The organism is Bradyrhizobium sp. BEA-2-5, assembly GCF_032918025.1.
In the GTDB taxonomy this organism is placed as follows: Bacteria; Pseudomonadota; Alphaproteobacteria; order Rhizobiales; family Xanthobacteraceae; genus Bradyrhizobium; species Bradyrhizobium pachyrhizi.
Genome location: NZ_CP136629.1, coordinates 5,378,657 through 5,402,196 on the forward strand (window position 1 = coordinate 5,378,657; position 23,540 = coordinate 5,402,196).

Consider the following 23,540-nt stretch of genomic DNA (forward strand, 5'->3'; position numbering starts at 1 on the left):
AGTCAAATCATTCCAAGGAAAGATCCAGATGGCAGCCAAAGAAGTCAAATTCTCGGTTGATGCGCGCGACAAGATGCTGCGCGGCGTCGACATCCTCGCCAACGCGGTGAAGGTCACGCTCGGCCCGAAGGGCCGCAACGTCGTGCTCGACAAGTCGTTCGGCGCTCCCCGCATCACCAAGGACGGCGTCACCGTCGCCAAGGAGATCGAGCTCGAGGACAAGTTCGAGAACATGGGCGCCCAGATGGTGCGCGAAGTCGCCTCCAAGTCCGCTGACGCGGCCGGCGACGGCACCACCACCGCCACCGTGCTGGCCCAGGCGATCGTGAAGGAAGGCGCCAAGTCGGTCGCCGCCGGCATGAACCCGATGGACCTCAAGCGCGGTATCGACCTCGCGGTCGAGGCTGTCGTTGCGGACCTCCAGAAGAACTCCAAGAAGGTCACCTCGAACGACGAGATCGCCCAGGTCGGCACCATCTCGGCCAACGGCGACCAGGAGATCGGCAAGTTCCTCTCCGACGCCATGAAGAAGGTCGGCAACGAGGGTGTCATCACCGTCGAGGAAGCCAAGTCGCTCGAGACCGAGCTCGACGTCGTCGAGGGCATGCAGTTCGACCGCGGCTACATCTCGCCCTACTTCGTCACCAACGCCGACAAGATGCGCGTTGAGATGGACGACGCCTACATCCTCATCAACGAGAAGAAGCTCTCCTCGCTGAACGAGCTGCTGCCGCTGCTCGAGGCCGTGGTGCAGACCGGCAAGCCGCTGGTCATCGTCGCCGAGGACGTCGAAGGCGAAGCCCTGGCCACGCTCGTCGTGAACCGCCTGCGTGGCGGCCTGAAGGTCGCGGCCGTCAAGGCTCCGGGCTTCGGCGATCGCCGCAAGGCCATGCTGCAGGACATCGCGATCCTGACCGGCGGCCAGGCGATCTCGGAAGATCTCGGCATCAAGCTCGAGAACGTCACGCTCAACATGCTCGGTCGCGCCAAGAAGGTGATGATCGACAAGGAGAACACCACGATCGTCAACGGCGCCGGCAAGAAGGCCGACATCGAGGCGCGCGTGGCCCAGATCAAGGCGCAGATCGAGGAGACCACCTCGGACTACGACCGTGAGAAGCTCCAGGAGCGTCTCGCCAAGCTCGCAGGCGGCGTCGCGGTGATCCGCGTCGGCGGCGCGACCGAGGTCGAGGTGAAGGAGCGCAAGGATCGCGTTGATGACGCGATGCATGCGACCCGCGCGGCTGTCGAGGAAGGCATCGTCCCGGGCGGCGGCGTCGCCCTGCTCCGTGCCTCCGAGCAGCTCAAGGGCCTGCGCACCAAGAACGACGACCAGAAGACCGGCGTCGAGATCGTGCGCAAGGCGCTGTCGGCTCCCGCTCGCCAGATCGCGATCAACGCCGGTGAAGACGGCTCGGTGATCGTCGGCAAGATCCTGGAGAACAAGGCCTACAATTACGGCTTCGACTCCCAGACCGGCGAATATGCCGACCTCGTCAAGAAGGGCATCATCGACCCGACCAAGGTGGTCCGCACCGCGATCCAGAACGCAGCCTCGGTTGCGGCTCTGCTGATCACCACGGAAGCCATGGTCGCCGAGCTGCCGAAGAAGGGCGCCGCCGGCCCCGCGATGCCCCCGGGCGGCGGCATGGGCGGCATGGACTTCTAATCCAGCCATCCAAGGCAATCTACGAAATGCAAAACCCCGGCAGCGATGCCGGGGTTTTTGTTTGTGGCAGGCTCGCCGGGCGACTTACCGCAGCGCGGCCGATGCGAATACGTCCACAACCTCGCACTGATGCAGAGCCTTACGCTGCTCACAGCATGCACGTTATGCACAACACTCTCCGTAAATATACGTTGGTCTGAGTTGACAATTTCAAAAAAAATTTCGTGCGAGAGTCGCAAACCGAACCGACAGTGTCGTCAGCGTCCCGCACAGTAAGCTCGGGACGAGATCGAAGTTCACTCAAAAATCTGAATTGAGCACGGAGCGTCAGCTCCCGTGACGCGAGCAAGCGTTGCGGAGAATGCGTTCACTTGCGAGGGAGGCAGTGCAGTGAGCGAAAGCGACAAGGTTCTCAGCCGAGCCGCCTGAAGAAGCGGCGTTGAAGTCACATCGAGGATTCGTTCAAGGAGGGACCTGGCCGGTTGGAAGAAGCCCCGTGACGAGAGCATGCAGCCCCCACTGCCCGATGCTCCGTCAACCGCCGCAGGTGCGCGATGCCCCCCCAACTACCCCGCGCACCGATCTGGGGCCAATCCAACCGGCCGGACTATTCTGCAAGGCAAACGGCAAAAAGCAAAAGGCAATATGGGAGGGAGGCGCTCATGGGCATGGTGATGGTCAGATGTCCGCAAACCGGACACGCGATTTCCACCGGAATCAAAACCGATCGCGAGAGCTTTCGACGCAGTACCGTGTTCTTCTCGCGCACGCCCTGTCCATTTTGCCGCGCGGATCACGCCTGGTTTGCGCGGGACGCCTGGGTCGATGAGCCGAGCATCCGCGTGCGGCGACGCCGCGGCGGCGGTTCACCGGCCTGAAAATGGCCACCACTTTTGACGACCGCGATGGAGGGACACCATGGCGCAGGTACAGATCTCGACCGAAACGTCTGCCTGGCTGCTGCAGGCCAAGGACTTTCTCGATGAGGCACGACGGCTGAAGCCCGGCCCGAAGCGCAATGAGTTGCGCGAGACCGCAAAGGTGCTGCGCGAGATTGCGAAGCTCGAAAGGGTATCCTCCCCCACGCGGGAGCTTGATCGGCGGCCAGGAAGCTGAACGCGCTTACACGGCGTCATCAGCCTCGATTTCCGGGATGCGCGGATCGTTGGCCGGCGCCATTCCTCGCGTTCGAATCTTGCTACCCGAGAAGATCTCCTCGGCCTCGAGACGCATGACGCGATGGCATTCGCACGCCGCCGCCAATAGCCGCGCCCGGTCGATCTCGATCTGGCCTCGCTGATCTGACCTGATCGCTCCGCGCTTGCGCAGATTACCCATCAGCAAGGTCACCGTCGTTCGTCGTACGCCGAGGATTTGCGACAGCGCTTGCTGGGTCAGCGGGAGGACGTCGCTGTCGACGCGGTCGCGAAGTTGAAGCAGCCAGCGCGCCATCCGCGCCTCGACCGGGTGGAGCGCATTGCACGCGGAGCCGAGCTGAAACTGGATCAGCATCGATCTGACGTGCTTCTGGATCGCCTGCCGAATCCCCGGACTGCGGCCGAAAGCGGCATGAAAGCGCGCCGCCGGGACCCGCGAAGCGGTACCAGCCGCACGAACGACGGCGGTAATGCCTGACGGCGAGGCTCCGAGAACCGAAAGACTGCCCACGGCCCCTTCGCATCCGACCACACCGGTCGCGACCGTCTGCCCATCCGCCATGTCGATCATCAACAGGATCGCGCCGCTGTGAGGAAAGAAGACGTAGTCGATCTCGTCACCGGCGCGCGCCAGGACTGCATCCTGTTCGAGCGCAACGGTCTCAAGTTCGGGTCTCAGGAGGTCCAGATCCGCCGGCGACAATGTCGCGAGAAGGCGATTACAAGTTCCACCGGAAATGCTCACCTGCGGGAACGTCAAGGGTCGCACAGCATACTCACTCAAACACAGGATGAAAAACAAATTCCAAACGCTTGACCGCAAGGCGGAATTCTCCGCAGCGGCGTTTTTAAAGTAGATGCAAATGCGCCAGCGGACGCAATAGCAAAATGCGCATCGTCGCACCGTAGAACTTCGGGAACCCAACAGCTCCAGTTTCGCACCGCTAGCGTCTTGCGCGACATCCGAGCCTGCTCTTTCACCACTTGCGCGGGCGCAGGAAGGTGGGCGGACGCGGTGTGACCGCTCCGCTGCGGCACCCGTCACGATGCGCGCGAGTGGTGGTCCGGCCACCGACGCGCCTGCGTGAGCAGTTCCTGCGCGTCCTTGACCTCGGCAAGATCGAGCGCCGAATCGAAACCGGCGAGCACCGGCGCCAGCAATTGAGATATCTCCTCTGCCCGGCCGCTGCGGCTGTAAAGACGTGCAAGTCCCAGCGCGCTGCGCAATTCGAACGTCCTGGTCTGCTGCCTTCGCGCGATCTCGAGGGCGCGATGGAACGCATCCTCCGCGCCTGAAATGTCGGGGCTGTGACGACGCGACAGCAGCCCACCCTGCACGCGGTACAGCTCGGCATCGAGCCAGTGCTGCCCGGACTGCTCCGTCGCCTCGATCAGCTCATTGATGATGTCGAGCCCGGCATCGACATGCCCGGCCTCCGCATTGGCCACGGCAATCTGTAATCCCCAGAACGGTTCACAGAGGTAGCAGTCGTTCTCGTGAAGCAACGACCAGCCACGCTGCATCTCCGCGAGACCTGCGGCGCGATCGCCGGCACGCCACTTCTCCAGACCATTGAGATAGGTGCCGGCGGCGACATACAACGGCATCGTGTGGTCCCGCGCCAGGCCCAGGGCCAGGATCGTCTCGGTCTGGCGCAACCTGCTGCCGCACAGCCCGTCGAAGACGGCCTTGTGAACTAGCGCATTGGCGCGCGCGAGCGCGCGCTGTTTTCCGACGTCCACCGCGGCGCCCGCGAGCTGCCGGGCCCGATCGATTTCGCCGCGCGGCCAAAGCACCAGGGCGAGAAATCTCATGATGACGAACGGCAAGTCGAGCGTCGACGACTTGAAGGTTGCCGGATCCGGCTCGGTCGCATAGGCCGCGAAGGCCTGCTCGAGATGGATGCCCGCGTTCAGGTACTCGCCCGCGAACCAGGAGGTTACCCCGCTGGCCCAGCGCGCGACGATGGTCGCCACCGGCGAATCCGGATGCCGCTCCGCTGCGCCCATGATCGCCTCCGCCAGTTCCCGCATCGGCGCGAGCTCGCCGTGGGTCAAGCAGGCGTTGAAGAGACCCGACTGGATCGGCGCCAGTTCGATCGGATCATCGATGTCGGAGGCGAACTGCCGGGCGCGCGTCCAGGCGGCGACCGTCTCGGGGGCGCTGTGCCCGAGACTGCCCCGCAGCGCGCGGCCGTAGGCGATTTGCAGATGGAGCCGGCCGATCATCCGATCCGGCTCGTCGGGCAGCTCATCGGCGATGGCGACCGCCTTGCCGAGATGCGCGATCGCCTCGCAATAGGCCGAGCGCTTCAGCGCCTGCTGACCGGCCTTGCGCCACCACGCCAGCGCGGTCTCGCCGAGCCCTGCCTCGGTGAAATGGTAGGCGACGACTTCCGGCTCGATCTCGGCCATCTCGGCAAACTTGTCGCGCAACACATCGCCGATATGCTTGTGAAGCAACTGCCGGCGGCTCTTGAGCAGGCTCTCGTAAGCCGCTTCCTGGACCAGCGCGTGCTTGAAACTGTAGCTTGCGTCCGGCGGCACGCCCCGGCGCAGCAGCAGCTCGGCCTCTTCGAGCTGGGCAAGCGCCGCGCCAAGCGTCAGATCATCGCGCCCGGCCACGCTGCGCAGCAGCGCATATGAGAACTCGCGGCCGATCGCCGCACCGATCTGCGCCACCTCCTTGACCGGCGCCAGCCGGTCGAGCCGTGCCATCAGCGAGTCCTGCAGCGTCGCCGGGATCGCCAGCGGCGGCAGCGGATTGTCGAGGCGATAGCGCCCGGCATTCTCGACCAGCAGCCCCGACTCCATGACCATCTTGGTCAGCTCCTCGACGAACAGCGGGACACCATCCGTCCGCTCGATGATCTGCGCCATCATCTCGCCGGGCAGCAACCGGCCGACGGTCACCTGCTCGATCAGCGCGCGCGTATCCTGCCGGTCGAGCCGATCGAGCCGCAGCAGGCTGACATTGGCGAGCCCGGCCCATGGCGGCTCGAACTCCGGCCTGAACGTCATGAGCATGAGGATCGGCAGCCCCCTGATCCGGTCGACCGCGAGGTCGAGCAGTTCGAGCGACGTGGCATCGGCCCAATGCACGTCTTCGCAGACGACAAGCACCGGCTGCTGCCGGGCGAGGCCTTCGAGCTGGTCGAGCAGCGCTGCGAATGTCTGCCGCCGCTGCTGCGCCGGGCTGAGGCCGAGCGGCGGATAGCGGTCGCCGGTCGGGATCGACAGCAGCGCCGCGATCAGCGGTGTCACGCTGGGCACGTGCTGCGTGCCGAGCGCCAGCATGGCTTCGAGCTTGTCCAGCTTCTGCTCCGGCGCATCTTCCGACCTGATGCCGGCGGCACGCTCGAGCTGGGCGACAAAGGGGTGCAGCGCGCTGTTGGTGTGATAGGGCGAGCATTGATACCGCACACGGCGGTGTGCCCCGGGCGCCAGGCTGTCGGAGAGCATCGCCACGATGCGCGATTTGCCGATACCCGCTTCGCCCGATATCAGCACCGCCTGGCCCTGGCCTTGCCACGCCAGTTGCTGGCGCGACAGCGCAAATTCGATCTCCGCCTTGCGGCCGACGAAGCCGATCGAGCGCGCGGTGCGCACCGCCTCGAAACGGCTTTCCGATGCCGGCTCGCCTTCGACGGCCCACACCGCGATCGGCTCGGAGATGCCCTTGACCTCGCGGCGGCCGAGGTTGCGCAGCGTGAACAGGTTGCCGAGCAGCCGGCGGGTCGAGGCAGCCACGACGACCACGCCCGGTTCCGCCAGGCTTTGCAGCCGCGCCGCGATGTTCGGTGCATCGCCGACCAGCGCCTGCTCCTCCGACGCGCCGCCGGAGACGAGGTCGCCGACCACGACGAGCCCGCTCGCGATCGCGATCCGCACCGCAACTCCCTCTTTCGCGCGGGTCTCGAGCTTGCCGATTGCGGCGATGACGTCGAGGCCGGCGCGCACCGCGCGCTCCGCATCATCCTCGTGGGCGCGGGGATAGCCGAAATAAGCAAGGATCCCGTCGCCGATAAATCTGGCAACGGCGCCGTCGTATGTCGTGATCACCTGCGCACAGGCTGCGCGATAGGCGCGGATCACCTCCCACATGTCCTCGGGATCGAGACGTGCCGATAACGCCGTCGAGCCGACCAGGTCGCAGAACATCACAGTGAGGTGGCGGCGCTCGGCATCGTGCGGTGAAACCGGCGCGGCGATCAGTCCGGCTTGATTGAGATCGGCGATCGCGCGCAGCATCTTGCGGCGATGGCCGAGCAGGACGCCGAGCCTGTCGAAGTCTTCATCCGTCAATTCGGGAAGAACGCCGAGGTCGATCCCATTCTCGGCAAAACGCAGCGCGTATTGCCCAAGTCCCAGCTTCTCGAGCCATTCCGCAATCTGCTGCACTGGCTTCACCGGCGGGTTGACGGCTGGCCGAATGGACCACGGTACACGAACGTTATCGCAATCTGACCGGAGTGGCACCTCTGTTTTGCGACGTGGCGCAGGACATGCGAATTGTGCCGTGGCGGTGTCCCATTACAGCCGTCTGCACGCTAACATTCGTACGAGTGCCGGCGGTCCGTCCCGGCGAAAAAGTCGAAGGGCCGCCCGTGGGCGGCCCTTCCTGTCTTACGCGCTCTCGGGCGCCTTGAGACGCACCAGCTTGGTCAGCAGCGCATCGAGGCCCTGGCCCTCGCCCGCATGCAGGTCGATGCGGCCGACCTTCTCGACCAGACGCTCGAGCGACTCCAGCTCCTTGAGCCGCAGCAGCAGAGGGTTCTCCTCCATCAGCCTGGCGGTGTTCAGGAGCGAACGCGTCGCCGCGGTCTCCTCCTGGCGGCGGATCAGGTTGGCCTTCGCCACCCGCTCCGCCTCCACCACCTTGTTGACCAGCTCGCGGATCTCGCCGGGCAGGATCACGTCCTTCACGCCGAGCTCGGTGACCTCGACGCCGCCGTCCGCGACACGATCGCGGACGAAGTCGCGAAGCTCCGTATCGAGCGCCGTCTTCGCAGACAGCACCTCGTCCAGCGTGCGGCCAGCCACCGCCTCGCGGATCGCGAACTGCACCAGGCGGTACAGCCACGCATCCACGTCGGGCACCGTTGCCACGACCCGCTCGGGATCGACGATCCGGCGGAACGCGGTCAGCGTCACGCGCAGCGCGATGCGATCCTTGGTCAGCATCTCCTGCGCCGTGATCTCGACCGCCTGGGGACGCAAATCGAGGCGCCTGACCTCGATCTTGCGGCCCGCGATCCAGAACGCGTGCCGGCCGGGCGCGAGCCGCTCGACCAGCTTGCCCTCGACCGTGAGCAGACCGGCCTCGTGGTTCTCGACCACCGCCTCGGTGATGACGCCGGCCCGGTTGGGCTGGATCATCGCGAGATGGCGTGCCGTGACCCTGGGATCGCTGGTGACGTCGATGCGCTCGACCTCGACCGACGTCGCGATCTTCCAGTACACGCGCGTCTGCCAGGGCGTCATCAGCTGCACGGGACGGCCGTCGAGGCTGACGATCGCGATCTCGTTCGCGCGGGTCTCGACCGCCTCGAACAGCTCGTCGGCCAGATCAGGGCGCGCGGCCTTGATCACCGCGAAGCGATCCGCGGGGAATTCGGTCCGCACGACGCTGAACAGCTCGGCCTTGAGCTGATGCAGGGGATCGAACAGGCGGTGACGTCCGGGCGCGAGCACCTGCTCGAGCCGGCCGTCGCGCATCAGCAACGCGCGCTCGCCATCCTTCACCGTCAAATTGGTCGTCAGGAAGTGCCAGGTCCTCTTCAGGGTCACGACACGCCTCCATCGTTTGCCGTCAGGCCCATGGGCCTGAGAGCGGGTTTCATTTTGCAAAGGACGTGAGGACGCGAACGCGGCTTCCTGTCAGCCAAGCGGGCCGTGGCTTAGAGCTTACGCGATGACGGGCGCACGCGCGCGTTCGCGCGACGAATGTCGCGCGGCCGTGCGGAGCCACCCGGCATCAGCGCAAGCGGTATCCACCGCGGCGCAAAGCCGGTCTCACAGTGTCGATGTTCGGACGAAAAGCCTTGTGGCGAGACGGCCGGACTGCGACTGAAGCGCGCGTCCGGTCCCCTTCAGAGGTATCAGCTTTACAGGCTGAAACGGAGCGCTTGGAGCGGGAATCGAACCCGCGACCCGATGAGTATCATTCACCTGCTCTAACCAACTGAGCTATCCTTTGTGAGAGACCGGATTCGAACCGATACCTTCGGGATTTCATCCCCGACGCTCGCCCATGAGCTTCATCTCGCGATCTTCATTTCGGCGGAACACGACACCGCAAAGCGGCCCGCGCCGGTCGGGATCTCAACGAGCCCGAACCCGTGGCCGAAACGAAGGAGCGGGCTAATAGACGAAGCACGTCCGGGTTGCAAGAGGGCTGCGTGTGATTTTTCATGACGCGGCGGTGCTGTGACCCAAGCGTCGCAGCAGGTCCCGTCATTGCGTGGGCACCTCATCCCCTCTGCGCGGCATCCTGGAAGCAGGCGCGCAGCCACTCGATCGTCACGCGCGTCGCCGGATCGCGCTTCAGATGGTTCTGCACCAGGAGCCAGACGTCGCGGCGCCTCGGCAGCAGCGTGGCGCGCAGGCTGCGGTCGGCGAGCAGCGGCCCGCAGCTGTGCTCGGGCAGCACGCCGATGGCCTGATGCGACTGGATCATGGTGCGGATGACGCGGACATTGTCGGTGACGCAGCGCGCGCGAAGCCGCTTCGCGCGCAGGAACTGCATTTCCGGAATCCCTCCGAGCTCGTCGGGATAGGCGCACAGCATCGCTTCGCCGGCTGTCGTCGTGGCCGGCTCGAAGAAATACGAGCGGACCTCGGCGAGCTTCGAGATCGCAAAGTCGCCCTTGTCGGGCTTGCGCAAGCGGATCGCGAGATCGGCCTCCCAGCGCGAGAATTTTACATTGTCGCTCGAGGTCAGAAACTGCAGCGTCAGGCCCGGATGGGCGCGCAGGAATTCGCTTGCGCGCGGCGCCAGCACCTCCTCGGCGATCGCGCTGGTGGAGGCGATGCGCAGCCGCCCGACCGGACCGGGCAGGCTTTCGCCGATCCGGCCGATCTCCTCGGCACGCGCGGCCATCGCCTCAATATGCGCGAGCACCATGTCGCACTGCCGGGTCGGCTTGCGGACGCCATCGACGGCCTCGAACAGGCGCAGGCCGAGCGCGCGCTCGATCCGCGCCAGCCTGCGGCCGACGGTGGTCTCGTCGATGCGCAGCCGCGCGCTGGCGCCGGCATAGGTGCCCTCGTCCCTGACCGCGGCGATGATGCGCAGGTCGTCCCAGTTCATGGCGCCAGGCTACATCGCGCGGCCGCCAATAACGCAGCCACCGGCTGCAATATCCCTGCATAACAGCAGGCCGATCCCAGGCTATGTTTTCGGGGGCACATCCGCTGGAGAACGACCATGACATCAGCCAAGACATTGATGCAGCTTGCCGGTATCGACCTCACCCCGCCCCGCCTCGGCGACAGCTGCCTCGTGTTGATCGACATCCAGAACGAATATTGCGCCGGTCCGCTGGCCCTGCCCGACGCCAACCCGGCGATTGCGCGCGCGACGGCATTGCTCGCCCGCGCCCGGGAAAGCGGCGTCGCGATCATCCACATCGCGCACAAGGGCCAGCCGGGCAGCCTGTTCGACCGCAGCGGGGAGCGTGGCGCGATCGTCGCGCCGCTGGCGCCGCGGCCGGGCGAGATCGTGATCGAGAAGCAATTGCCGAACGCATTCGCCGGCACCGACCTCAACGCGCAGCTTGCCGCGACCGGCCGCAAGGAGCTGGTGCTGGCCGGCTTCATGACCCACATGTGCGTCTCCTCGACCGCCCGCGCCGCGCTCGATCTCGGCCTGCGCACGACGATCGCGGCCGACGCCTGCGCCACCCGCGACCTGCCCGACGGCCGCGGCGGCACGCTGGACGCCCGGACCATTCACGAGGTCGCGCTGGCCGAACTCTCGGACCGCTTCGCGATCATCGCCCGCGGCAACGCGCTCGCCTGAGGGCCGTTCCGCCCAGCGTTGCGCTACTGGAACGCGACTTCGGCGAAACTGCGGAGCTTTCGCGAATGCAGGCGCTCCGATTCCTGCTGCTTGAGCCGCTCCAGCGCCTTCAGGCCGATCTCGAGATGCTGGCCGACACGGCGGCGGTAGAATTCGCTGGCCATGCCGGCGAGCTTGATCTCGCCGTGCAGCGGCTTGTCCGAGACGCAGAGCAGCGTGCCATAGGGGACGCGGAAGCGGTAGCCGTTGGCGGCGATGGCGGCGGATTCCATGTCGAGCGCGACCGCGCGCGATTGCGACAGGCGGCGGATCACTTCAGGCCCGGAAATCTCCCAGTTGCGGTTGTCGACGCTCGCCACCGTCCCCGTGCGCATCAGGCGCTTCAGCTCGAAACCTTCGAGCCCGGTGACATCCTCGACCGCCTCCTCGAGCGCGACCTGCATCTCGGCGAGCGCGGGAATCGGCACCCACAGCGGCAGCTCGCGGTCGAGCACATGGTCCTCGCGCACATAGCCATGCGCGAGCACGTAGTCGCCGAGCCGCTGCGTGTTGCGCAGGCCCGCGCAATGGCCGAGCATGAGCCAGGCATGCGGCCGCAGCACGGCCACATGGTCGGTGACGTTGCGCGCATTGGACGGACCGGTACCGATGTTGATCAGCGTGATGCCGCGATAACCCGGCGCGACCAGATGGAAGGCCGGCATCTGCGGTACGCGTTCGGACGGGGTCCCGGTGGTGCCGCCGCCGAGCCGCGCATTGTGCGTGGTCACATTGCCGGGCGCGACGAAGGCCTCGAGACCGGCCTCGCCCGACGCAAGCCGCTGCTGGCAGAGCTGCGCGAAGGCGTCGACATAGAACTGGTAATTGGTGAAGATCACGAAGTTCTGGAAATATTCGGAATCGGTGCCGGTGTAGTGATAGAGCCGGCGCAGCGAGTAATCGATGCGGGCCGCGCGGAACAGGGACAGCGGCTTGGGCGTCCCCGGCTGCAGCTCGAAGGTGCCGTCGGCAATCGCATCGTCCATCGTCGCGAGATCAGGCGTATCGAAGATGTCGCGCAGCGACCTTGTGAACGCCGAACTGTCGGCGATGGTCAGCGCCGCCTCGATGTTGATGTCGCGGCGATAGGCGAAGTGGATCGGGATCGGCTCGGTGGATTCGCCGATCTCGACCGGTACGCCGTGGTTCTGGATCAGCAATCCGATCTGCTCGGTGAGATAGCTGCGGAACAGATCCGGCCGCGTCACGCTGGTTTCATGTACGCCGGGCCCGGCGACGAAGCCGTAGGCAAGCCGCGAGTTCGAGCCGCGCATGTGACGAGGTCGTGATGCGGACGAACGGATAATGCGCCCGCACCCGCGTCGTGAACGGCACGCCGTTGACGTAGGCCTCGAAACGATTGCGCAGGAAGCCGGTGTTACGCTCGTAGATCTCTTCGAGACGGACAACCGCGGCTGCGGCATCGACGAACGCTTCGGTCGTGATCGGCGGCGGGGTTTCGATGGAGGGTGTGGGAGACATGTTCGCGTTGCGCCAGATCCGTTGCCGAGCTTGGACTCGCTCTGGATCAGTGCAGTATAGCGACTATGGCATCCAATTCCAGACGTCGATCAGGCCGCAGCGGTGGGCCGCTGCCCGCTCTGCCTACTGAATCCGCGCCAGCACCGCGAGCTTGCGGATGCCCTTGTTGCGGTAGGCGTCGAGGAACGCGTAATAGTCCTTGAACGACACGCAGCCGTTGGAGTCGCCGTTCGGCCCGAGCATGAAAGTGTGCGCGAGCAGGCCGTCACGGCCGTGGATCGCGCTCTCGCCGCCGATCGGGGTCAGGCGCAGCGCCGGCACGCCGTGGAACAGCGCCTCGCGCGGCTTCAGCGTGTAGATGTGCGGCGGCGTCACGCCGACCATCTTCAGGTGCGAGGACCTGGGATCGTCGAGATTGGAGCCGAGGCCCGAATGCGCCTCGAGCTTGGTACCGTCGGGCAGATACACCGCCTTGGCGGTGATGTCGTACACCGCAGTGTCGCGCTCATAGGGCGGCGCGCCGCCGAACATCGGGTTCTGGTCCAGCGTCGAAGGAATGCTGCCGGTCACGTTCGCATCGGCTGAAGCGAAGGAGAGCAATCCGCCGCTCGACTCCCGCTTGCCCCACAGCTTCTCGACCATGGTCTGCCGTTCGTTCGATGCGATCGACATCACCGCGGCCTTGGCGCGCGCGGCCATGTCGCGAACGCCGCCGGATTTGGTCACCTGCCTGGCCTCGGCAGGCTTCGCCTCGGCTGCCTTGTCGGCCCCCTTGGGCTGAACGTCCGCAGCGGGATCGTTGAGCGCCACCTTCAGATTGGCGGCGGCCTGCTTCTTGGCGGTCTCGACCGACTTCGGCGCCGGCAACGGCTTCGATGTCTCGGCGAGCTCCGCGGAGGCGACCGCCCTCGCCGCTTCGGCGACCTTTGGCGCAGCGGCCTGCTTGATCGGGTCGATCTGCGATGCGGCGTCAGCCACGACGCTGGACGCGACGCCCTCGGGCGAGGCGGCCGCAAACCGATCGTTAAACATAAGCGACGATGCCGCGGCTTCCGACTTCGCGACCTCGGTCTTCGCGGGCGCCGCTGGTGCCGGCGTCAAGGAGGCGAACACCTCGTTGAAGGCAGGCGTCGGCCGCGCAGCGACCGCGACGGGCCGCTTGATCACCGGCGCATCGAACGACGCATTGCCCACGGAGGGATAGACGCTCGCCGCAAAAATGTTGGCGTAGACGGTCCAGGCGCAGCCAAGCACCAGCCCCGCCACCGCGGCGCTGCCGAGGAAATGCTGTGGGAGGATTTTTCGGGAGGATTTCTTGCGGCTTGGCGCCCCAAGAACATACGCACTCGCACTCGTACCCATACGCCCGGCGCTCAAAACAGGTCCACCTTTGTCCCTCACTCGACGCGGGGTCGAACGGAGTTCGGCTCAACGTCGCGCGGGGGCACAGACGGCCATTAAGGCGACTTTTAGTTAAATGCGACTTAACCGGATGCGATCCCCTGCAGCGCGGGAAGTGCCTGTGGCGTAGGGCTTTTTTAAGATGACATTGGACCGCCAAAGCGGCTTTTCTGTCCCATCATGGGACATTCCGGCATGCCGCTCCAGCGCAGCATGCCGGAATATATTCAGGGGAGAATTTCCTTGCCGATCGCCCCGTAATCGCGCGGGGATCGAGCAAAAACCATCTCTCAGTAGCTGAGCTTCGGATACCAGTCCTTGCCGCGCCCTTCAGGCGTCGTGTCGAGCAAGGTCCAGAGCGGATCCATGTCCGGCGCGCCGCGCGGGTCCTGGCCGGGGTCCATCGTGCCCGCCCCCATTTCGCCGGCCCAGAAATGACGGATCGTGCCGTTGTGGCGCGTGAAGACATTGTATCCCGGCAGATCGCTGTCATCCTTGCTGACATAGTCGCGCGTGTAGTCGCCCGACGCATCCGAGTAGATCCTGTGGCGCGTCCAGCCGCGCGCCTTCTTCGCCTCGATCAATCGAGCGATCGGCGAGCGCGCCACGAACACGAACGACACGCGCTGCTCGATATCGGGCAGCTTCTCCTCCCAGGTGCCCATGAACGATGTGCACATCGGACACGGCTTCTCGCGCTGCGGGCCGTACATGTAGCTGTAGACGATCAGCGTCGGCTTGCTGCCGAACAGATCGGCGAGCGATGCCGCACCGGCTTCTCCGGTGAACTCATAGGGCTTGATCACCTCGCCGCCCGGCGGCAAGGCGCGGCGCAGCGCGGCGACGCGCTCGATATGCCGGCGCAGCTCGATCTCTTCGACGAGCAATTCCTGGCGGGCGCTGCGATACTCGGCGCTCTCATTGGGAAAGCGCCTGACATTGGTCGTGGCGAGCTCGGCGGCAGGCTTGAGAACGGAACTGGTCATGTTGGAACCTCGCATGGTTGACGGGCTGTCTGGAAGACGACCCGGACCCGGACGATCCGACACTCAACGGCGAGGATTTTATTGCAGTTCCGGCGGCGGGGAACGGTCGAGGACCTCGCCCTTTGCACCTTCCAGCAGGTCGAGCGCGTAGGTCTCGATGGTCAACGGCCCCCGCATGCGTTTGGCCTCGGCCACCGTTTCGACACGGGCGAAATTGTCGCGCAGCGAGGCCGGCATCGCCTGCTCGACCTCGTGCACATAGATCAGCTTGCCGGCCAGTTCCGCCGGGCTCGGCTCCTGCATGTTGACCCAGCGAATGCGCTGGCCCTGCTGGGCGACGCAGGTGCCCTTGGGGAGATAGAAGGCGAGCCAGCCGGTGGTGCCGTAATCCGCCGCCAGCACGCAGCTCGCGCCGGTCCGCACGCGGGTCGCCTCGATCTCGTCCGCAAGCTCCTGCCAGCCGACACCGACGCTGCGCACGGTGGCGTCGCGGCGATAGCCCGAGAGCAAACCGGTGTTGGCCTGCACGATCAGCAGCGCGAACAGCACGACGCCGACGGGCGCGGCCCAGCGGCGGCAGAAATCGATCGTGCGCTGCTCGCGCGGCGCCCACTGCACCTGGACTGCCGCGACCGCGGCGGCCACGGCAAAGGCGGATAGACCGGCGCGAACCAGTTGGCTTCGACGCGGGCATGCAGCGAATGCCAGATGAAGTAGACGACGATGGTCCAGAACATCGTCTCGATCAGCACGCGCGAGGCCAGCGCGCCGGCGCGCCGCCACGTCAGCGCGTGCAGGCCCATCGCGCCGAGGATGAAGACCAGCGGCGTCGCGAACGCGATCTGGGTCGGGATCAGCTCGGCGATGAAGGTCGGCCGGAAATCCTCGATCCGGGCGCGTCCCATCTGCTTGATGAACGACACCCAGTGATGCTCGGCATTCCAGCGGATGACCGGGCTGAACAGGCCGAGCGCGACGAGGCCGCCGAGATAGGGCCAGGGCGAGAGAAACCAGCGCCTGAGCTTCGGCACGGCCGCGAGCCAGATCAGGATGGCCGGCCCAAAGAACATCGCGGTGTATTTCGACAGCAGCGCCGCGCCGACCGCCGCGCCGACCGCGAGCCACCAGGCGCCCCGGCCGGTCTCCAGCACCTTGGCGAGGAAGAACAGCACGAAGCTGGAGGCGACCAGCAGCGGCGCATCGGGCGTGACGATCAGCGTGCCGACGGAAGCCAGCAGCGTCACGTTGAGCAGGATGGTGGCGCTGGTCGCGGCCACGCGCGCGCCGCCGAACAGGATCGCGGCAGAGCGATAGACCGCATAGCTCATCGGCAGCGCCAGCAGGATCGACACCAGCCGCACGCCGAACGGCGTATCGCCCGCGATCATGGTGCCGAGTCGGATCACCACCGCGACCATCGGCGGATGGTCGTAGTAACCGCCCGCCAGATTCTTCGACCACATCCAATAATAGGCTTCGTCGAACGTCAGCGGCGTCCATGCCGCGGCGGCCAGCCGCAACACGACCAGCGCGCACACCGCAAGCGCGGTGTTTCGGGCCAGCCGCGCCTCGTTCGCGTTCATGCCACCGTCATCGCTTGCGCCAGACGAACAGTCCGGACATCGCGTAGTTCCACACCACGCCCATCAGCGCGCCGGCCATGCCGGCCAGCCACCAGATCGGCTCCTGGTCGTACACCGAGAAGGCGACGCCGACATTGGCGAGCAGGCCGACGCTGCACACGATGTAGAAGGCGATGAGGCCGCGCAGCAGCGCAAAGCCCTTCAGCCGCTGGTCGCGATAGGTGAGGAAGTTGTTGAGGATGAAATTGCTGGTCATGGCGACGATGGCGCCGGCGGCCTGCGCCTCCGCGAACGGCGCGTTGAACAGCTGAAGCGCGATGAACAGCACGGTGAGGTGCACCACCAGGCCGAGCCCGCCGACGGCCGCGAACAGGATGAAGCGCAGCGAGACGATGTCGTTGGTCAGCTTGGCCAGCACGAGACCGAGGAAGTCGAGTGCGACCATGGAATCGAGCTTGCTCTCGCCGTGCTGGCGGGCGCCGAAAGTGTAGGGGATCTCGACGGCGCGCAAGCTGCCGTGCGCGCTCGCGACGACGTCGAGCAGGATCTTGAAGCCGTGCACGGAGAGCTTCGGCGCGAGCTGCTCGAAACGGTCGCGTCGAATCATGAAGAAGCCGCTCATGGGATCTGCGATCTCGACCCGCAGCATCTTCCTGGCGACCTCGGTCGCGAGCGCACTGGCTCCGGCGCGCTGCTTGTTGAAGCCTTCGCTCTTGTAGCCCTCGATGTAGCGGCTGCCGACCACGAGGTCGGCCTCGCCGCTCTGCAGCAGCGCCAGCATCTTCGGCAGCTGCGTCTCGTCGTGCTGGAGGTCGGCATCGATCACGGCCACATAGGGAGCGCTCGAGGCGAGGATGCCCTCGATGCAGGCGCCCGAGAGGCCGCGACGGCCGATGCGGCGGACACAGCGCACGCGGCTGTCGCGCTGCGCCAGCGCGCGCACGACGTCCCAGGTGCCGTCGGGCGAGTTGTCGTCGACGAACACGACTTCCCACGCGATATTGGCGAGCGTCGCCTCCAGCCGCCGGTACAGCACCGTGACGTTGTCGCGCTCGTTGAAGGTCGGGACGATGACCGAAAGCAGCGGCAAGCTTGCTGCCTGCGATGAGGTTTCGGGGCTCGGCTTGATGGCTTCGTTCATGAGCGCCAGCGTATAGCCGCAGCCTCTCCCGCTGCCAAGGCAGGCCAACCCAAACGCGCGCTCGGAAAGCGGGAAAACGGGGCAAAACACCCCTGAAAATGCCAACGACCACGAACAAGGGGCGCGCGTACATCCGGCGCAGCCAATCAATGTCGTGGTCGTCCCAGCGCCGGAGCCCTGAAGCTGCAACGTCGCTGTTGGAAGCAACATAGGAAGGCCCCAGGCGGTCCGCAAGGGGCGCAGGAGGCGCTAGTTGTTCGGGACTTCCCGGATCACCGGGCCGCGTGGCGCCGGGGCTGCCGGCGCGGCCTCGGCGGCGGGAGCCGCCTGCGGCTGCGCGGCGGACCGGGTCGGGTTACGGAGCTGGCTCGGCGACGGCCCGTAGATGAACGCCGCTGCCAGCGCGATGGCTGCGACCAGTGCGCCCAGGAAGCCTGCCGTCGATTGTGAGCCCATGCCGATCATCCCTCGCCTGCACGGATTGATATCAAAAATCGGCCGGCCGCAACAGGATTTGGGAACCTATTTGGACGCGGCCTTGCGCCGGGTGAAGGCGGTTACAATGTCCTTCTGCGCGAGCTCGATCGCGCGGTTGGCGGTCGTCAGATTCGCGTCGGCGTCCTGCTTCGGAAATTGCAGCGACAGGAAGTCGATCAGCGACACCCGGAAGTTCTGCCGCTCCGAGGGACAGACATTGGCGATCAGCGAGGTGAATTCCTGGTCGGACATCGCCTTGTTGCTGTCGCGGGGATATTCGCGGGCGAGACAATTCCAGTAGGCGTCGCGGCCGGTGATCGCGAGCTTGTGCGCATCGTCGACCTCGTCGGCCATTGCAGCGGACGATATGGCGGCGGAGGACATGATCAAGAGGGCGGCCGCGACCAGCATGCGCATTGTTGTTCTCCATTTTGGCGCATCGTAGCGAAGAGCGACGGCGACGATAAGCACTGCCGCGCCGATCTGGCAAACTGGCCAATCACGATTATTTTGACTAGTCTTGCTTCCTGTTCCCTCCCTCACGATGAGTGCAGTCGTGGCCAAAGCTCCCACCAAGGCGACCAAGACAGACGCAGGCAACATCTTCATCGGCATCGGCGGCTGGACCTTCGAGCCCTGGCGCGGCGTGTTCTATCCGGAGAAGCTGGCGCAGGCGAAGGAACTGTCCTACGCCGCCTCGAAGCTCACCTCGATCGAAATCAACGGCACCTATTACGGCTCGCAGAAGCCGGAGAGCTTTCGCAAATGGGCGAGCGAAGTCCCTGATGGTTTCGTGTTCTCGGTGAAGGGACCGCGCTTCGCCACCAACCGGCGCGTGCTCGCCGAGGCCGGCGATTCCATCAAGCGGTTCTATGATTCCGGCGTGCTGGAACTCGGCGACCATCTCGGGCCGGTGCTCTGGCAGTTCGCCCCGACCAAGAAATTCGACGGCGCCGATTTTGGAAAATTCCTCGAGCTGTTGCCGCGCAAGCTCGACGGGCGCGCGCTACGCCATGTCGTGGAGGTCCGGCACGACAGTTTTTGCGTGCCCGAATTCGTTGCCCTCATTCGCGAGCACGAGGTGCCCGTGGTGTTCGCCGAGCACGGCAAATATCCGGCCATCGCAGACGTTGCCGGCGATTTCGTCTATGCGCGGCTCCAGAAGGGCAATGACGAGATCAAGACCTGCTATCCGCCGAAGCAGCTCGATGCCTGGGCCAAGCGCTTGCAGGACTGGGCTTCGGGCGGTGAACCCGACGACCTCCAGAAGGTCGACAAGGGCAAGCCGAAGAAAGAGCCGCGGGACGTGTTCGCCTATGTCATCCACGAGGGCAAGATCCGCGCGCCGGCGGGCGCGATGGAGCTGATCGAACGGGTGAAGTGAGCGAGAACCGATGGCGAAGGCCAAGACGAAGGCATCGAAGCTGTTCACCATCGGCTACGAGCAGACGCCGTCGAAGGCGGTGCTCGAAGAACTCGAGCAGGCCGGCGTCAAGCTCGTGGTCGACGTGCGCGCAGTGACGTCATCGCGCCGGCCGGGCTTTTCCAAGAAGCAGCTGTCGGCAGGCCTCGACGAGCGCGGCATCGCCTATGTCCATTTGCGCGGCCTCGGCACCCCGAAGAGCGGACGGGAGGCGGCGCGCAGCGGGCAATATGCGCTGCTGCACAAGATCTATTCGGCACACCTGAAAACGCCGCAGGCGCGGGAAGAGATGGACGAGCTCTCGGCGCTGGTGAAGAAGGCCGGCCCCGTCTGCCTGCTCTGCTACGAGCGCGACCACACCCACTGCCACCGCCAGATGATCGCGGAGATCATCGAGGAGCGCGACGGCGTCAGGATCGAGAACCTGGCGGCGCCGCAGGTCTAGCCTGCCCGGCCCGGCACGTTCAGTGTCCCCTCCATCATCTTCACGCAGCCGCCGCCGACATGCACCGAATTGATCGCACCGGCCTGCTTGCGCACCCGCGTCAGCAACAGGCTCGGCCGGCCCATGTCGACGCCCTGCCCGATCCGCAGCCGCAATTCGCCATCACGCGCGGGATCGATATCGGCGAGCAGCGCCGCGCAAGCCGCGGTCGCGCTGCCGGTGGCAGGGTCCTCGGACAGGCCGCTGGCACCCGGATGGAACATGCGCGCCTGCAGGTCGAGCGGCTGCTCGCTCGCCGGCACGTCGCTTGTGTAGAAATAGACGACGTCGCGGCCGATCTCGGCCAGCGTCCTGGCGAACGCCGCCGCATCGGGCCGGGCGCGCTTCAGCGCCTCGCGCGAGGCGATCTCCACCACCAGGAACGGCAGCCCGACCGAGACGACTTGCGGGGCGTGCCGATCGGTCTTCACATCAGCCGCCGTCAGCGACAGGCACGCGGCGGCCGCGGCTGCACTGACCTCGTTGGTCCGCTGCAACGCCTGCGGCGCGGTCAGCTCGGCCCCGATCACCCTGCCGCCATCGGACAGGATCTCGACCGGCACGAGACCCGCCTTCTCCTCGAACCTCAAGCGCGCCGGCGCCTTCGCCGCCCGGCTTGCCAGCACGAAGGCCGTGCCGACATTGGGATGGCCCGCAAACGGCAGCTCCCGGACCGGGGTGAAGATGCGCACCTCGGCGTCGTTGGCCTTGTCGCGCGGCGGCAGCACGAATGTCGTCTCGGAATAGTTGAACTCGGTAGCGATCGACTGCATCTGCGCGGTCGAGAGCCCGCCGGCATCGAGCACCACGGCGAGCTGGTTGCCGCCGAAGGCGCGATCGGTGAACACGTCGACGGTGATGTAGCGGCGCTGCATCTTGCTTGTCCTTGTGCTCCGGTCATTCCGATGACGTCATCGTAGCACGGTCCGCGCAATGCCCTTCAGAGCACTCGGTACAATCGCGGGCAAGTCACATGCAGGCAGCTCGCGCGGCTTGAGGAGACGTGCGTGATTGCCTCGGATCATCTGAGCGTCGCCGCCTATCCCAGCTGCCAGACGTGCACCGGGTGCTCGTAGCCCCGCACCGGGATCTCGCCGCGCGACACCGCGTCCTTGCAGTCGTCGCCGAGCGCCTCACGGACCGCGGAGGATATCAAAAACTGCGAGCCGAACTCCTTGTTCAGCGCCTCCAGGCGCGAGGCGAAGTTCACGGTATCGCCGATGACGGTGTATTCCTTGCGCCGGGGCGAGCCGATGTTGCCGGCAACGACCTCGCCGAAATGGATGCCGATGCCGATGCGAAGCGGCCAGCTCGTCTGCGCGTTGATGCGGTCGTTAGCCGCGAGCATTTCACGTGCGGCGGCGACCGCCTGATGCGCGGCGTCGCCGGTCTCGAACGGCGCCCCAAACAGCGCGAGGAAACCGTCGCCCAGAAACTTGTTCACGATGCCGCCGTGACGGTCGAGAATATCGACCAGGACCGCAAAGGCGCCGTCGAGCCGATCGACCACCTCCTGCGGGGTGCGCGACTGCGCGCCGGCGGTGAAGCCGCGGAAATCGACGAACATCACCGCGACACGGCGGATGTCGCTGCCGGTGCCGGCACCCTCCGTCATCAGACGTTCGACCACCTGCGGCGAGACGTGCTGGCCGAACAGATTGGTGATGCGATCGCGCGCGGTGGCGGCCGCGATGCTGGCCGCGAACTGCCGGCGCAGCTGCATGCCGACCGCGCCGGCCAGCATGCCGCAGATCAGGATGATCGAGCTCCGCGCGGCGTGATAGTAGATGCTGGTCTCGGCCGCGCCGCCGCCCGAGGGATGGAAGAACACCGCCATGTAGAACAGCTCGACCGCCGCGACGAAGCCGGTGAAGGTCGAGAGCCAGAAGTCGAGCCGCAGCGTCGACAGGATGATGAAGACGAAATAGATCAGCGGCGCCACGAAGCCGAGCGCCTCCTGCGGCCCCATGCTGTTCATGTGCAGCGCCAGCACGACGGTCGGCAGCGACGTCTCGACCAGCACGCCGATGTAACGCCGGACCACCGGCAGGTCGCGCCCCTTGCGCATGTGCCAGCTGATCGCCCCGTGCACCCAGATCTCGAACAGGATCAGCGGAATGGTGACGTAGAAGACGTAGACGGGACTGAGGTTGCCGTGCCAGACGCGGCTGACCGCCTCGGGCGCAAAGAAATACACCAGCAGACTGATCGCCGCGAGGGCAGCGGCGGTAGCGATCAGCACCTTGATGCGGAGCAGCTCGGTGGTCATCACCTCGCGCATCAGGGCGTGATGGAAGTCCGCGGATACGGTCGCGCCTTGCGCCGCCTCGCCTTTCGTCGCCAAGATTTCAGCCATGCCCTCCACCCCGTCATTCCGGGATGGTCCGAAGGACCAGACCCGGAATCTCGAGATTCCCTGGTGCGCAATTGCGCACCAGAGTTCGATGCTGCGCATCGCCCCGGAATGACGATCGTTGATGGGATCCATATTAGCCTCAATCGAGCGTGCGGCGGAAGCGCGTCACCGCGATCGTCATGGCGAACAGCATCAGGGCGACCAATGCGGCGGTGTCGTAGTGCAGGTTCTGCATGGTCGCGCCCTTCAGCATGATGGCACGGACGATGCGCAGATAGTGGGTCAGCGGCAGGCCCTCGCCGAGATATTGCGCCCACGCCGGCATGCCCGCGAACGGGAACATGAAGCCGGAGAGCAAGATGCTGGGCAGGAAGAACATCATCGACATCTGCATCGCCTGGAGCTGGTTCTGCACCAGTGTCGATATGGTGTAGCCGATCGACAGATTGGTGGTGATGAACAGCGTCGAGAGCAGCGCCAGCAGGACGAGATTGCCGAGCACGGGCACGCCGAACAGGCCGACGCCGATGCTGATGATCAGGAAGGCCTGGACGAAGCCAACCAGCACGTAAGGGATGATCTTGCCGAGCATCACCTCGACCGGCCTGATCGGCATCGACAGCAGGCTCTCCATGGTGCCGCGCTCGACCTCGCGCGTGACCGACAGCGCGGTGAAGATCAGCATGGTCATGGTCAGGATGGTGCCGACCAGTCCCGGCACGATGTTGAGGCTGGAGGCCGCGGCCGGATTGTAGCGCGCGTGCGCGCGGATCTCGAACGGCATCTCCGGGGGATCGCCGACGTGCAGATCATGCGCCAGCGCCGATTGCACCAGCGGCCCGAGTGCGCCGAGCGCCGAGCCCGACGCGACCGGGTCCGTGGCATCGGCGGCGACCAGCAGCGCCGGCTTGTCGCCGCGCCGCACCGCCCGCTCGAAGCCGCGCGGGATCTCGACACCGAACAGCACCTTGCCGGATTTCAGCAACTCGTCGAACTCCTCGACGGTGTGGACCTCGCGGACAAAATGGAAATAGGCGGTGTTCTCCATCGCCTTCAGGATCGAACGGCCGAGATCGCTGTCCTCCTGGGTCAGCACCGCGGTCGGCAGATTGCGCGGCGTGGTATTGATGGCGTAGCCGAACAACGTCAGCTGCATCACCGGCAGCATGATGATCATGGCGAACGAGACGCGGTCGCGGCGAAGCTGAATGAACTCCTTGACGAGCATCGCGTAGCTGCGCCGCCAGAAGCCGAATGCCGGCTCCCTCGCCTCGCTGTTCTGGATCGTTTCCGCTGCGCTCATCGCAATTATCCCTGGA

Annotated in this window: 18 protein-coding genes, 2 tRNA genes and 2 pseudogenes; 6 read left to right on the forward strand and 16 right to left on the reverse strand. The window is 65.7% G+C overall.

The window, feature by feature from the left end:
* Nucleotides 1–28 precede the first annotated feature (28 nt).
* From groL to RX327_RS25375, 3 genes are all read left to right on the forward strand, one after another.
* Nucleotides 29–1,669: a chaperonin GroEL gene (gene groL / locus RX327_RS25365; protein WP_317247467.1), complete on the forward strand. Its 1,641-nt coding sequence runs from the start codon at nucleotides 29–31 to the stop codon at nucleotides 1,667–1,669.
* A gap of 662 nt (nucleotides 1,670–2,331) precedes the next feature.
* Nucleotides 2,332–2,547 carry a hypothetical protein gene (locus RX327_RS25370; RefSeq protein WP_028352345.1) on the forward strand — a complete coding sequence of 72 codons (216 nt, stop codon included), beginning with the start codon at nucleotides 2,332–2,334 and terminating at the stop codon, nucleotides 2,545–2,547.
* 40 nt (nucleotides 2,548–2,587) lie between these two features.
* Nucleotides 2,588–2,785, forward strand: coding sequence for a hypothetical protein (locus RX327_RS25375; protein WP_028336829.1), 198 nt, complete (start codon nucleotides 2,588–2,590; stop codon nucleotides 2,783–2,785).
* A gap of 6 nt (nucleotides 2,786–2,791) precedes the next feature.
* On the opposite strand, the gene RX327_RS25380 is transcribed toward RX327_RS25375, so the two are convergent.
* The 6 genes from RX327_RS25380 to RX327_RS25405 all read right to left on the reverse strand — a co-directional run bounded on the left by RX327_RS25380 (nucleotide 2,792) and on the right by RX327_RS25405 (nucleotide 10,138).
* Entirely contained in the window at nucleotides 2,792–3,586 is a 795-nt protein-coding gene (locus RX327_RS25380; RefSeq protein ID WP_244481753.1) for a Crp/Fnr family transcriptional regulator, read from the reverse strand.
* 281 nt (nucleotides 3,587–3,867) lie between these two features.
* A complete protein-coding gene (locus RX327_RS25385; RefSeq protein ID WP_028352347.1) occupies nucleotides 3,868–7,227 on the reverse strand; it encodes an adenylate/guanylate cyclase domain-containing protein in 3,360 nt (1,119 codons plus the stop codon).
* Nucleotides 7,228–7,452: 225 nt separating this feature from the next.
* Entirely contained in the window at nucleotides 7,453–8,544 is a 1,092-nt protein-coding gene (locus RX327_RS25390; RefSeq protein WP_050383299.1) for a slipin family protein, read from the reverse strand.
* Between the two features lie 410 nt (nucleotides 8,545–8,954).
* Nucleotides 8,955–9,021, reverse strand: a tRNA-Ile gene (locus tag RX327_RS25395).
* Nucleotides 9,022–9,023: 2 nt separating this feature from the next.
* Nucleotides 9,024–9,095, reverse strand: a tRNA-Phe gene (locus RX327_RS25400).
* Nucleotides 9,096–9,298: 203 nt separating this feature from the next.
* Nucleotides 9,299–10,138: a LysR family transcriptional regulator gene (locus RX327_RS25405; RefSeq protein WP_317247468.1), complete on the reverse strand. Its 840-nt coding sequence runs from the start codon at nucleotides 10,136–10,138 to the stop codon at nucleotides 9,299–9,301.
* Nucleotides 10,139–10,255: 117 nt separating this feature from the next.
* Between RX327_RS25405 and RX327_RS25410 the strand changes: the two genes are divergently transcribed.
* Entirely contained in the window at nucleotides 10,256–10,849 is a 594-nt protein-coding gene (locus RX327_RS25410) for a cysteine hydrolase family protein (RefSeq protein WP_317247469.1), read from the forward strand.
* A gap of 23 nt (nucleotides 10,850–10,872) precedes the next feature.
* On the opposite strand, the pseudogene RX327_RS25415 reads toward RX327_RS25410, so the two are convergent.
* The 7 genes and pseudogenes from RX327_RS25415 to RX327_RS25445 form a co-directional block, all read right to left on the reverse strand.
* A pseudogene (locus RX327_RS25415) lies at nucleotides 10,873–12,370 on the reverse strand (AMP nucleosidase).
* A gap of 123 nt (nucleotides 12,371–12,493) precedes the next feature.
* The gene (locus tag RX327_RS25420; protein WP_410712079.1) at nucleotides 12,494–13,636 is read right to left on the reverse strand and encodes a DUF2778 domain-containing protein; all 1,143 of its coding nucleotides are present in this window, start codon (nucleotides 13,634–13,636) and stop codon (nucleotides 12,494–12,496) included.
* A gap of 425 nt (nucleotides 13,637–14,061) precedes the next feature.
* A complete protein-coding gene (locus RX327_RS25425; RefSeq protein WP_317247470.1) occupies nucleotides 14,062–14,757 on the reverse strand; it encodes a DUF899 family protein in 696 nt (231 codons plus the stop codon).
* A gap of 78 nt (nucleotides 14,758–14,835) precedes the next feature.
* Nucleotides 14,836–16,340 (reverse strand): annotated as a pseudogene (locus RX327_RS25430) (glycosyltransferase family 39 protein).
* A 7-nt stretch (nucleotides 16,341–16,347) separates the two neighbouring features.
* Nucleotides 16,348–17,481 carry a glycosyltransferase family 2 protein gene (locus RX327_RS25435; RefSeq protein ID WP_317247471.1) on the reverse strand — a complete coding sequence of 378 codons (1,134 nt, stop codon included), beginning with the start codon at nucleotides 17,479–17,481 and terminating at the stop codon, nucleotides 16,348–16,350.
* A 249-nt stretch (nucleotides 17,482–17,730) separates the two neighbouring features.
* Nucleotides 17,731–17,937, reverse strand: a complete 207-nt coding sequence (locus RX327_RS25440; protein ID WP_028336817.1) for a hypothetical protein — start codon at nucleotides 17,935–17,937, stop codon at nucleotides 17,731–17,733.
* A 66-nt stretch (nucleotides 17,938–18,003) separates the two neighbouring features.
* Nucleotides 18,004–18,375, reverse strand: a complete 372-nt coding sequence (locus RX327_RS25445; protein WP_050383285.1) for a hypothetical protein — start codon at nucleotides 18,373–18,375, stop codon at nucleotides 18,004–18,006.
* A 139-nt stretch (nucleotides 18,376–18,514) separates the two neighbouring features.
* On the opposite strand from RX327_RS25445, the gene RX327_RS25450 reads away from it, so the two are divergent.
* Nucleotides 18,515–19,342, forward strand: a complete 828-nt coding sequence (locus RX327_RS25450) for a DUF72 domain-containing protein (RefSeq protein WP_317247472.1) — start codon at nucleotides 18,515–18,517, stop codon at nucleotides 19,340–19,342.
* 10 nt (nucleotides 19,343–19,352) lie between these two features.
* A complete protein-coding gene (locus tag RX327_RS25455) occupies nucleotides 19,353–19,826 on the forward strand; it encodes a DUF488 domain-containing protein (protein ID WP_317247473.1) in 474 nt (157 codons plus the stop codon).
* On the opposite strand, the gene RX327_RS25460 is transcribed toward RX327_RS25455, so the two are convergent.
* From RX327_RS25460 to RX327_RS25470, 3 genes are all read right to left on the reverse strand, one after another.
* Nucleotides 19,823–20,740 (reverse strand): PhzF family phenazine biosynthesis protein, encoded by a 918-nt coding sequence (locus tag RX327_RS25460; RefSeq protein WP_317247474.1) that lies wholly within the window; start codon nucleotides 20,738–20,740, stop codon nucleotides 19,823–19,825. The genes RX327_RS25455 and RX327_RS25460 overlap by 4 nt on opposite strands.
* Before the next feature lie 164 nt (nucleotides 20,741–20,904).
* Entirely contained in the window at nucleotides 20,905–22,221 is a 1,317-nt protein-coding gene (locus tag RX327_RS25465; protein ID WP_317247475.1) for an adenylate/guanylate cyclase domain-containing protein, read from the reverse strand.
* Nucleotides 22,222–22,360: 139 nt separating this feature from the next.
* Entirely contained in the window at nucleotides 22,361–23,524 is a 1,164-nt protein-coding gene (locus tag RX327_RS25470; RefSeq protein WP_317247476.1) for an ABC transporter permease, read from the reverse strand.
* Between the last annotated feature and the right edge of the window lie 16 nt (nucleotides 23,525–23,540).